Here is an 11499-nt window from a genome sequence, read left to right as displayed (position 1 = left end):
TGCACCACCAGCTCGACGTGCTGCGGACGGTGGTGCGCCTGCGCGAGGAGCGCGGGCTGACCGTGGTGATGGTGCTGCACGACCTGGCCCACGCCCATCCCAAGCCCTTTCGTCAGGAGGAACGTCGTGTCCCGCAACCGGCTCGTCCCCGGAGTCGAAGTCGTCGCCGTGCCCGGGCGGGGCCTCGCCGTCCGTACCGCCGAAGGAGAGTTCCTCAGCGTCAGGACTCCCGACGTGGACGAGGGCCCCCTGCTCTCCCTGCTCTCCGGCGCCCATGAGCCGTCCCCGCTCTCCGGCGCCGAAGCGGCCGTCGCGGACGAGGAACTGAACCGCCTCGTACGGGCCTTCGAGCAGGCCGGATACCTGGCGGATGAGCCGCAGCACCCTCAGTGGCCCGCCGCCCGCCGTGCCGTCCGGCTCCTCGGCGACCCGGCACTCACCCGTCCGCTGGCCGCGCACCTGTCCGCACTGGGCGCCGAGCCCCGCACGACCCCTGCCGCGCCCGTGCCGGACGGTTCGCCGGCGGCGATCGAGGACCTCCTCGACGGGGACCCCGCCGCCGTCGTGTGGTGCCTCGACGGACCCGTACCCGACGGCCTGTGGGACGCCGCCGACCGGCTGCCCGGGCACGGGGTCGCCTGGCTGCGCTGCCACCGCGAGGGCTGGCAGGCGTACGTCGAGCCCCTCGCGGCCGGGCCGGGAGACGTCACCGCGGCCCACGTCCGGGCCCGCAGGCTCGCCGCCACCCCTGCCCACCGCGAGCTCGCCGCCTACTGGAGCGGGCCCCGTACGACCGGAGCGCCGGTCCGGCTCGGCGTCCCCGCTGCCGCGCTGCTCGCCGCCCTGCTCGCCGACGACCTCAGCCGGTGGGCCACCGACGCCCCCCGGACCGCCGGCTTCCCGGCCCGGCGCCGGCTCCGCCAGGTGGACCTGCGCACGCTGACCGTCACCGAACACCCCGTCCTGCCGGTCCCCGACGTGGCACCGACACCGCTCGCACCGGTGCCGGGCGCGCGGAAGCCGGTGACGAGGGCGCCCGTCACGCCGGTGCCGGAGGCACGGATTCCGTCCGAGCGGTCCCTTGCCGTCCCGACCCCGGCCGAGCGGACCCCGGCCGAGCCGACGCCGGCTGAGCGGACCCGGGCCGTCCCGATGCCGGCTGACCGGACTCCGTCCGAGCGGACCCGCGCCGTCCTGACCCCGGCCGAGCGGACCCGGGCCGTCCCGACCCCGGCCGAGCCGACGCCGAAGAAGGACGGATGACGTCCTTCCGCGTGGCTGTCGACGGTCTCGTCGCGGACGTACGACTCCCCGACGGCGCCGGACCCTTCCCCGCCGTCCTCATCCGCACCCCGTACGACCGCGCCCGGCACCGGGCCGAGGCGCACGGCTGGGCACGCCGGGGGTTCGCCGCCGTCGTCCAGGACGTGCGGGGTCGATTCGCCTCGCCGGGGGAGTGGCGCCCGTACGAGAACGAGACCGCCGACGGAGCGGTGACCGCCCGATGGATCAGGCGGCAGCCGTGGAGCGACGGCCGGTACGTCGCCGTCGGCGCCTCCTACGCCGCCCACTGCGCCCTCGTCCTCGCTCTCGAAGCGCCCGGAGAGGCCCGGCCGGACGCCGTCATCGCCGCCGTGCCCGCACTCGGCGCCGCCGAGACGGCACGCGAACCCTCCGGCGTGGAACGGCTGTCGGCCCGAGCCGGGTGGTGGGCCGCCCACGGCGACCGGCGGGACTCCGACGTGAGCGCCCTGGACAAGGCCCTCGCCATGGACCCCGGTCTGCTCGCCCATCTGCCCCTCACCGGCCTTCCGGAGCGGCTGGGCCGGAGCCTCCCTTCCTGGGCGGCGCTCTGGGGGCCGCGTGAGCGCGGCCGGCTCACCTCGGGCGCCTCCCGCGCCGACGTCCCCCTGCTGGCCGTCGGCGGCCACCACGACCACTTCACCGAGGACACCGTCGCCCTCTGGCGCACCTGGGGCGGGCCCTCGGCCCGTCTGCTCCTCGGTCCCTGGGGCCACGGACTCGTCGCCGCGCCAGGCCCCGACGCCGGTCCCGCCCACCGCCTCAACCTCGGTGAGCTGTACGTGCGGTGGGCCCGCCGCGCGCTGAACGGCGACCTCGCTCCCGGCCGCCACGGCGCGGTGGCGCTCGGCGGCGCCGACCGGTGGCTGCCCGCCGGTGCCGACGGCGAACCGCGCACCCAGCGGCTGCGGCTGCTGCGGGGTGCCGTCTTCACCGCCGACCCCGACCGCCCGGTCCGCTCCGACGGCCTCACCGTGCCCACCGGGGAAGTACCCGACCGTTGCCTCCTCGCCACACCGCCGCTGCCCCGGCCGCTCGACGCCGTCGGGCCCGTCCGGCTACGGCTGCGGGCCGCCGCGGACACCCCGTACGCCGACTGGGCCGCCCGCCTCGTCGCCCTCACACCGGAAGGGACCGCCGAGCGGCTCGCCTTCGGCGTCCTGCGGCGCGAGGAACCGGCGGGCCGCCCCGCGGAGTTCACCGTCGAACTCGGCCGGCTCGCGCGCCGGCTCCGGGCCGGAACGCGGCTGCGGCTCGAGATCGCCGGGCACCATTTCCCGGCCCACGCCCGGAACCCCCACACCGGGGCCGACCCGGTCACGGCCGAACGGCTCCTCGCCTCCCGGCGGGAAGTCGACCCGAAGAGCGTGGCGCTGAGCCTGCGCGTCCTCCCGTCCCGTCCCACCTCCACCGATCCCGCCAAGGAGATCCTGCGATGACGGCGCTGCCGCTGGAAGTACTCGTCGACCCCGTCTGCGGCATCGTCCGCAAGGTCAAGCCCGTGGAACACCCCGCCGGCGCCCCACCCCGCTACACCGCGCTCACGGCCGAGATATCCGACGCCCGCAGACTCGGCCTGTGGCCCGCCGACCGGGTCTCCCTCGGCACCACCTTCGGCGACCCCGAACAGGCCCGCGTCGCCGCGATAGCGGAGGGGATCGAACGGTACTGCGGCAACCGCGTTCCGCCGCCCGGCCATCCCGGGGCTCCCCTCCGCGCCACCGCCGCCGAACTGGCCGAGAAGGGCCTCCGGCTGTACGGCCCCGACGACCTGCCCGCCTACGCGCCGTGGCAGTACGACCGGGAGAAGTTCCCCTACCGGCGACTCACCGCCGACACCCCGTCCCTGTGGACGCGGGGCACCGAGCGACTGCCCGACGGACGCACCGCCGAGGTCTGGGCACCCGTCGCCCTCACCCACCTCAACTGGCGCCAGGGCGATCTGCGCGCCCTGCCCCGTACGCACCACCTCAACTACGCGGGCATAGCGACCGGCCAGGGGCTCGACGACGCCGTCGAACGCGGCCTCCTCGAGATCGTCGAGCGCGACGCCCTGGAGCTGTGGTGGCACCTCGACGGGCCCACCCGCGGCATCGACCCGGCCAGCGTGCCCGGCCTCATGGACGACCTGGCCGGATGCGCACTCGACGTCCATCTCGTCGAAATGCCCTCGGAGTTCGCGCCCTGCATGGCCGCGCTCGTCCACGACCCGAAGCTCGGCCTGTACGCGGCGGGGTTCGCCTGCAAGTACGACCCGGCGGAGGCCGCCCGCAAGGCCGTTCTCGAAGCCGTCCACACCTGGGTCTTCACCCAGGGTCTGACAGACCCCGACGGCTGGGTCTTCCAGGCCGTCGAGGCCGGGCTGCTCGCCCGCGGGCTCTACCTGGAGCACCGCGCCGACGGCCGGTATCTCGACGCGTGCGGTGAGCGGTTCGAGCACGTGCGGGACCTGGGCGCGCACGTGCAGGTGTGGCTGGACGAACGGATGGCGGCCGAGGCCGTGCGGTTCACCGAACCCGCCCACGGGACCGTGTCCGTCGACGCGGTCGAACCCGGCAGCCGCGAACGCCTCGAGCGCGCGCTGCACGCCGGCGGACACCGCGTGATGACGTTCGACCTGACCACCGAGGACGTGGCGGAAACGTCCCTGCGGGTGGCCCGGGTCCTCGTCTCCGGCCTCCTCCCCAACGCCCCGGCCGCCTTCGGCTACTTCGGCTGCCCGCGGCTCGCCGAGACAGCCGTCCGGCGAGGCTGGCGTACGACCGCGCCGGAGGCACCCGAGGACTTCACCCTGGCGCCTCCGCCGCACATGTGAGGACCCCCATGGAACAACCCGATGGGGACCGGCTGACGGACCCGCGGGGCTCGACGGGGGTGCCTGAAGGACCCGCACAGCTCGACGGGGACTGCCTGACGGACCCGCAACTCCCCGACGGGGACCCTCCGTCGGACGGGACGTGGCATCCGGAGAGCCACCCCGTGGACCTCCCCGCCGCTCTCGCCCGCGCCCGCTCTCCGCTGCGCCCCGGTCCCGACACGCCCGCCGGCCCGGCCGTCCGTCCCTGGCCGGGGCCGCCGCGCCCGATCCCGGAAGCCGGCCCGGCGGAGCTCGACCTGCGGGCCCTGCTGCACCTCTCCCTGGCGGCGTCGGACGACTCGGGACGGCTGCGGCCCGCGGCCTCCGCGGGTGCGCTGCACCCGGTGGACACCGCGCTCGTCGTGGGCGCGGGCTGCTCCCTGCCGCCGGGCCGCTACGGCTACGACCCCCTGCGTCACCGGGTCCACCGCCTCGGCGAGCAGCCCGACCGCACGCCGCCGGGCGTGATCGTCGAACTCTCCGTCACCGCCCGGCGTACGGTCTCCCACTACGGACACCGCGCCTGGCCGCTGCTGCTCCTCGACACCGGGCACGCCGCCGCGGCGCTGTTCCTCGCCGCCCGGGCGCTGGACACGGGGGAGCCCGAGGTCCGGCTCGACGGACGTGCGGGGACCGCCCTCGCCGCCGTACGCGTCCCCCCGCCCGGCCCTGCGCGCCCGCGCGACGGCCTCCTGCGCGGCCGGCCGTCGGAGAGCGCCCCCACCTCCGAGGAGCTGCTGGCCCGCCGCAGCGCCCCTCCGCCGCTGCCGGGCACCCCGTCCCCGGAGACGCTGCGGGCCGTCCTCACCACCGCCGCCCGCGCGGGCGGCGGCGACCTGCGGTGGTGCGCCGCCGTCGGCCTCCCGCGGCCCGGCCTCGTCGAACCGGCATCCGACGGCGCGACACTGCGCCGGCGCGGCGCGGGCGAGGCCCGCCCGGCACTCGCCGCCTGGGCGGCGGGCCAGGCGTGGATCGCGGACGCGGGCGCCGTCCTGCTCGCCAGCGGCTGCCCCGCGGACGCCGACGCGCCCCACATCCGCCGCACCCACCTGCGGGCCGGCTTCGCCGTCCATCTCGCCCATGTCACCGCCCGGCGCCACGGGCTCGCCGCCCGGCCCGTCGGCTCCTGGCAGCAGGCGGACCTGGGCGCCGCGCTCGGCGCCCCACCCGGCCAGGACTGGATCGTCCACGGACTGGCCCTCGGCACCCTCCACGCCGACGAGGAGAACACCACATGACCGTCCACCCCGAGCTGCGCCGCGCCGCCCGAAGCGCACGGCGCCCGCTGCTCACCGCCACCCTGCTGCAAGGGGCCGTCACCCTCACCCACCTCGGGCAGGCCGTCCTGCTCGCCGTCGCGCTCGCCGGCCTCGCCCGGGGCCACACGGGACAGCTCCCGTGGCTGCTGACCGCGGTGCTCGCCGTCGTCGCCGCCCGGGCCGCACTCGGCACCTGGCAGCGCCGTACCGCCACCCGTGCCGGGGCCGAGGTCAGGGTGGCGCTGCGGGACGAACTCCTCGCCCACCTGGGCCGCCTGGGCCCCGCCCACCTGACCACCGCACGCGCCGGAGCCGTCCGCACCACCCTCGTCGACGGCGTGGAAGGCGTCGACGCCTACGTCTCCCGCTACCTGCCCCAGCTCCTGATCACCCTCACCGTGCCGCCCCTGGTGCTCGCCGCCCTCGCCGCGGTGGAACCGGCGGCGCTGCTCGGCCTCGCCCCCGCCCTGCTGCTCGCCCTGTTCGGCCCCCGCGCCTGGGACCGTCTCCTCGCCGCCCGCGGCAAGGAACACTGGGACACGTACGAGGGGCTGGGCGCCGACTACCTGGAAGCCCTGCAGGGCATGCCCGCCCTGCGTGCCGCCGGCGCGGTCGGCCGCACCCGGCAACGCCTGGAGAAGCGCTCGGCGGCGCTGCACCGGGCGACCGTCGCCAAACTCCGCGTCTCCCTCGTCGACACCGGCATCACCGACCTCGCCGTCCAGGGCGGCGTCGCCGCCGCCGCGCTCCTCGCCTGCTGGTCGGCCGTCAGCGGCTCCACCACCGCGACCGGCACCTACCTGGTGCTGCTCCTCGCCTCCGAATGCTTCCGGCCGGTCCGCGACCTCGCACGCGAGTGGCACGCCGGATACCTGGGTGTGTCGGCCGCGGACGGGATCGCCGCGCTGCGCACCGCCGAACCGTCCGTCCGGGACACCGGAACGGCGCGGGCGCACTGGCCGACGCCTCCGGAACTCCGCTTCGAGGACGTCCGGTTCACCTACGACGGCGCACCCGAGCCCGCGCTCCGCGGCGTCTCCTTCACCGCACCGGCAGGACGTACCACCGCGATCGTCGGCCCGTCCGGCGCCGGCAAGTCCACCCTCCTCGCCCTGCTCCTGCGCCACCACGACCCGCGGGAGGGCCGGATCACCCTCGACGGGCGCCGGACCACCGAGTACTCCCTCGACGCGCTGCGGCAGGGGGTCGCCGTGGTGTCGCAGGACACGTACCTCTTCCACGCCACGATCGCGGACAACCTGCGCATGGCCCGGCCGGACGCCACGGAGGACGACCTGACGGCGGCGGCGCGCATCGCGGGCATCCACGACGAGATCACCGCTCTCCCCGACGGGTACGGCACCGTCCTCGGCGAACGCGGCGCCACCCTGTCCGGCGGGCAGCGGCAGCGGCTCGCTCTCGCCCGGGCCCTTCTCGCGGACGCCCCGGTGCTCGTCCTCGACGAGGCGACGAGCTCGGTCGACGAACGCCGCGAGGCCGACATCGTCCGCGAACTGCTGAAGGCCGCGGGCGACCGCACCGTCCTGGTGATCGCCCATCGGCTGGCCGCCGTCCGGCACGCCGACCACATCGTCGTCCTCGACGGGGGACGCGTGGACGCCATCGGCGACCACGCCGGCCTGGCCGAGGCCGGCGGCGTCTACGCGCGACTCGTCGAGGCCGGCCGCACCCACCGAGGAGAACTCGCCGCATGAGCAACGCCGTCGACCCCGCCGCCACGACCCCCACCGCCGCCACGACCTCCACCACGCCCGGCACTCCTGCCACGACCTCCACCGCGCCCGGCGCTCCTGCCACGACCTCCACCGCGCCCGGCGCTCCTGCCACGACCTCCACCGCGCCCGGCGCTCCTGCCACGACCTCCACCACGCCCGGCACTCCTGCCACGACCGGCACCACGCCCGGCGCTCCTGCCACGACCAGCACTCCCGCCACGAAGCACACCCCCACCGACCCGGGCGTGCCCGAGCGAGGCGCCCTGCGCGCCCTGCTCCCCGCCCTCGCGGGGCACCGCGCCATGACGGCCCGCACCTGCGCCGCCGCTCTCCTCGAACAGGGCTCCCTCGTCACGCTCGTCACACTGGCCGCCCAGACCGTGGGATCAGCCGTCATCGATGGGCGGGCCCCGTCGTCCGGAACCGTCATCGCGCTCGTCGCGCTGGTCCTCGTAAGGGCCCTGACGACCTGGCGCGAGATGGACCTCTCGCACGACCTGGCCTACCGGGTTCTCGCCGCGCTGCGCGTACGCGTCTTCGACGGTCTCGCCCGCAGCGCGCCCGCCCGCGTCGCCGGCCGGCGCAGTGGGGACCTCGCCGCCACCGCCATGGCCGACGTGGAGGCACTGGAGTTCTTCTACGCCCACACCACCGCCCAGCTCCTCGCGGCGGGCACGGTCTTCACCGGCGGTGCGGCGATCCTCGCCACCGTCGAACCGTGGCTGCTCCTGGCCGTGCTGCCGGTCGCGGCCCTGCTCACCGCGGCTCCCTTCGCCGACGCGCGCGGACGTGCCGTACGCGGCGCCCGCACGCGGGCGGCCGGCGCCACCCTGTCCGCCGACACGGTGGAGACCGTCGACGGACTGCGGGAACTGCTCGCCTTCGGCACCCTCGACGGACGCAGGCGCCGGCTCGCGGAGCGCGGACGGCAGGTGGGCGACGCCCAGCGGGCCGAGGCCACGTGGGAGGCCGGCGCCGCCGCGGCCCGCGATCTGCTCATCGTGGTGGCGGTTCTCGGTGTGGTGGCGGTGGCGGCACAGTCCGTGGCCTCCGGGCGGCTGCACGGCGCGTGGGCCCCGGCGGCGATGGCGCTCTCCCTGGCCGTTCTCGGCCCCGTCGCGGAGTCGGCCCGGTCCCTGAGCCAGGCCGTGTCCCTGCGCGCCGCCGCCTCGCGCGTCGGCGCGGCCGTCAAGGCCCCCGCGCTCGCCCCGCCGCCCGCCGCGCCCCGCACGCTTCCCCCGGGCCCGCTGGGCGTCCGGCTGCGCCAGGTGAGGTTCGACTACGGCGGCGGTCCCGTCCTCGACGGCGTCGACCTGACCGTCCGCGCGGGGCAGACGCTCGCCCTGGTCGGTGCCTCGGGCGCGGGCAAGTCCACCTGCGCCCACCTCCTGGCCCGGTTCTGGGACCCGTCCGACGGTGAGATCCAGCTCGTACCCGCCGACGGGACCCCCTTCGACCTGCGCGAGCTCGACGATGCCGAGCTCCGGCGTGCCGTCGCCCTGGTGGGCCAGGAGACGCCCCTCTTCCACGGCACCCTCGCCGAGAACCTGCGGCTCGCGGCCCCCGAGGCCGACGACGGCCTCCTCGCCGGGACGGCCCGCGCGTGCGGGGTCGACCGGATCGCTCCGCTGAGCACCCTGGTCGGGGAGCGCGGCGCCACCCTCTCCGGAGGCCAGCGGGCCCGCATCGCCCTCGCCCGCGCCCTCCTGGCACAGCCGAGGGTCCTGATCCTGGACGAGTCCACCGCCCACCTGGACAACGCGGGCGACGCCCAACTCGCCACCGCGCTCCGCCAGGAGGGCCGGACGACCGTCGTCATCGCCCACCGCCGCGCCACCATCCGCCGGGCCGACCGCATCGCCGTCCTCGAAACCGGACGCATTGTCGAGGAGGGCACCTGGGAGGAGCTCACCGCCCGCCCGGACAGCGCGCTCAACCGCAGTCTCGCCGACATCGCACAGGGCTCCCCCCGTCACCGTGACGGGTGATGTACGGGGTGTCGGCGCTACCTCGGGCCCTCTGGGGACGTTGAGGTGCGGTGACGTCGGTGCAGTGACGGTTCTGCAACCAGGACCTGCGGGTTTCCGGAAGCGGTGCCTGCCGGGCCGGGCTCGTGGCGTCGCGGCCGAGAAGGTGATCCGACCGATGGGAGCGACAAACGTGCGGGCAGCAGGCCAAGGAGACGGTGTCCGGCTCACGGACCGTCCCCGCGGACACCCCGGGCTTGTCGGACGGGACGCCGAACTCGCCGCCCTCAGAGCCGCGCTGGCCACGCACCGGCTCGTCACCGTGACGGGCGCGGCCGGGGTCGGCAAGAGCCGGCTCGCCCTGGCGGCCGTGGCCTGCCCGCAGGACAGTCCGTGGCAGGCCATGGTCCGTGTCCGCTGGCACGACGGCGTCCCCGCCGGCCCCTGGGCCCTGGCGGCGCGGATCGCCCGGGCCCTGGACGCCGCGACAGGCGAGAACGGCCGCTCCGGGACCCCGGACCTCGCCGCCGCCGTGAGGTCCCTGCCCGACGGAGAGCTGCTTCTCCTCCTCGACGACATGGACCCCGTGCACGCCGACTGCACCCGGCTGGCGCAGTCCCTGCTGACGAGCCTGCCGACCCTGCGGATCCTGATCACGGCGCGCCGCCCGCTCGGGCTCGGTCATGAGCACGTGCTGCGGCTGGCCCCCCTGGCGACCGACACCTCACCCGACGGGCTGTCACCGGCGGCGGAACTCTTCCACGCACTGACCGCCCGACGGGCTCCGGCCACGGCGGCCGGCCGAGAGGCAGCCGACGCAGAGGCACTCGACCGGGAGGCGGCCGACCGGGCGGCACTCGACCGGTCGGCGGTCGACCGGGTGTGCGCGCTGGTCGAGGGCGTGCCCCTCGCGCTCGAACTCGCCGCCGCGCAGCTGGAGGGCACCACCATGAGCCGGCTCGTCGCCCGCCTGGAGAGCGGGCAGTGCTGGCTGACGGGCCCGGGACCCGGTGCGGCCATCAGACGGCACCGGTCGGTCAGGGCGTCGATGGGCGCCGTGCACTCCCTCTGCGAGCCGGCCGTACGCAAGGTCTGGCGGCGCCTCAGCGTGTTCGCGGACACCTTCACCGAGCAGGCCGCCGCCTTCGTCTGCGAGGGCACCGACCTCGCCGCCGCGGACGTTCCCGCCGCGCTCGCCGAGCTGACCGCGATCGGCGTGCTCGTCCGGCGGGGCGAACCCGGCGAGGTACGTGAGCCGCGCTACCGGATGGCCCGTGCCGCCCGCGACTTCGGCGCCGAACGCCTCGAAGCGGCCGGTGAACCGCCCGCGGCGCGGGCGCGGCACGCCCGCCACTGCCGGAGCGTGGCCGCCGTCGCCGAGACGCTGTGGAACACCGGACTGCAGCAGCAGGCCGTCCAGCTCGTCCACGACGCGTACGACGACCTGACCGACCTCGTACGCCGGGCCGCCCGCCCCCGCGACCACGCGGAGATCGCCCTGGAGACGCTGCTCCACCTGTGGTTCTGGTGGGCGACCCGCAACCGCGGCGAGGAGGGCGCCCGTCATCTCCTCACCCTGCTGCCCCTCCTGCCCGCGGGCAGCCCCCTGACCGCCCGGGGCCAGTGGCTGGCCGCGTGGCTCGCCGCGGGCCAGGACCCGGCCACGGCCCACCGCCTCCTGGACCGCGCCTGGCCCGCCGCCGTCCTCGCCGGCGACGACGCCCTCGTCGGCCGCATCGCCCACGCCCACGGCACACTCGCCTGGCGGCGGCACGACCTCGCCACGGCCGCCGAACACTACCGGCAGGCCGCCGGCACCATCCCCGAGGACGCCCCCGGCGGCCCCGGCCCCATGGTCAGCCTCGCCGCCCTGGCCGTCGTACGGACCCACACCGCTCCCGCCCTGGCCGCCCGCACCGCACGCCGGGCCCTCGCCCAGCGGGCCGGGGGCCACGACAGCTGGGCCGCCGCCCTCGCCCACTACGCCCTCGCCGTCGCCGACCACCGCGCCGGACACACGGGCCGCGCCCGCCACCGGGCACGCCGTGCGCTCGGGTACCTCGACGCCCGGCTGGACGCCCCGCAGGCACGGACCGCCCTGCGCAGCCTGCTCGACCTCGTCGACCCGCGCACCGCGCCGTCCCCGCGTCCCCGGGTACGCCTGCCCGCCCCGCGCACGGAGCCCCGGCCCCCCAGCGAGCACCGCCGCCAGGAGGGACGCCCGGCAGGGTGACCCGGCCGGGCCCGCACCAGGCCGCGCGTCCGGCCGCCGCCGGTGGGGCGTGACACCGGAGTCGCCGTCCTCCGGGATGCCCACGGCCCCGTCGAGGGCGCAGCATGGAGGGAAACGTTCAGCCGGCGGCGTTCCGCGCACCGCC

At 76.8% G+C, this 11499-nt stretch carries 7 protein-coding genes and 1 pseudogene; all 8 read left to right on the top strand.

Going from position 1 to position 11499, the window contains the following annotated elements:
• Positions 1-95, top strand: a pseudogene (locus ACFVYX_RS28390) (ABC transporter ATP-binding protein); the annotation flags it as partial.
• 31 nt (positions 96-126) lie between these two features.
• Complete coding sequence (locus tag ACFVYX_RS28385) at positions 127-1263, top strand: hypothetical protein (RefSeq protein ID WP_389684341.1); 1137 nt, start codon at positions 127-129, stop codon at positions 1261-1263.
• The gene (locus ACFVYX_RS28380) at positions 1260-2741 is read left to right on the top strand and encodes a CocE/NonD family hydrolase (protein ID WP_389684335.1); all 1482 of its coding nucleotides are present in this window, start codon (positions 1260-1262) and stop codon (positions 2739-2741) included. Before ACFVYX_RS28385 ends, ACFVYX_RS28380 begins: the two co-directional genes overlap by 4 nt.
• On the top strand, positions 2738-4117 hold the full coding sequence (locus ACFVYX_RS28375; RefSeq protein WP_389684334.1) for a YcaO-like family protein: 1380 nt from the start codon (positions 2738-2740) through the stop codon (positions 4115-4117). Before ACFVYX_RS28380 ends, ACFVYX_RS28375 begins: the two co-directional genes overlap by 4 nt.
• Positions 4118-4125: 8 nt before the next feature.
• On the top strand, positions 4126-5397 hold the full coding sequence (locus tag ACFVYX_RS28370) for a SagB/ThcOx family dehydrogenase (RefSeq protein ID WP_389684333.1): 1272 nt from the start codon (positions 4126-4128) through the stop codon (positions 5395-5397).
• Positions 5394-7133: an ABC transporter ATP-binding protein/permease gene (locus tag ACFVYX_RS28365; protein ID WP_389684332.1), complete on the top strand. Its 1740-nt coding sequence runs from the start codon at positions 5394-5396 to the stop codon at positions 7131-7133. Before ACFVYX_RS28370 ends, ACFVYX_RS28365 begins: the two co-directional genes overlap by 4 nt.
• Positions 7130-9142, top strand: coding sequence for an ABC transporter ATP-binding protein (locus ACFVYX_RS28360; protein ID WP_389684331.1), 2013 nt, complete (start codon positions 7130-7132; stop codon positions 9140-9142). Before ACFVYX_RS28365 ends, ACFVYX_RS28360 begins: the two co-directional genes overlap by 4 nt.
• Before the next feature lie 157 nt (positions 9143-9299).
• The gene (locus ACFVYX_RS28355) at positions 9300-11354 is read left to right on the top strand and encodes an AAA family ATPase (RefSeq protein ID WP_389684330.1); all 2055 of its coding nucleotides are present in this window, start codon (positions 9300-9302) and stop codon (positions 11352-11354) included.
• Positions 11355-11499: the final 145 nt, after the last annotated feature.

The organism is Streptomyces sp. NPDC058326, assembly GCF_042879855.1.
Taxonomy (GTDB): Bacteria; Actinomycetota; Actinomycetes; order Streptomycetales; family Streptomycetaceae; genus Streptomyces.
This window is presented reverse-complemented; position numbering and strand designations above follow the sequence as displayed.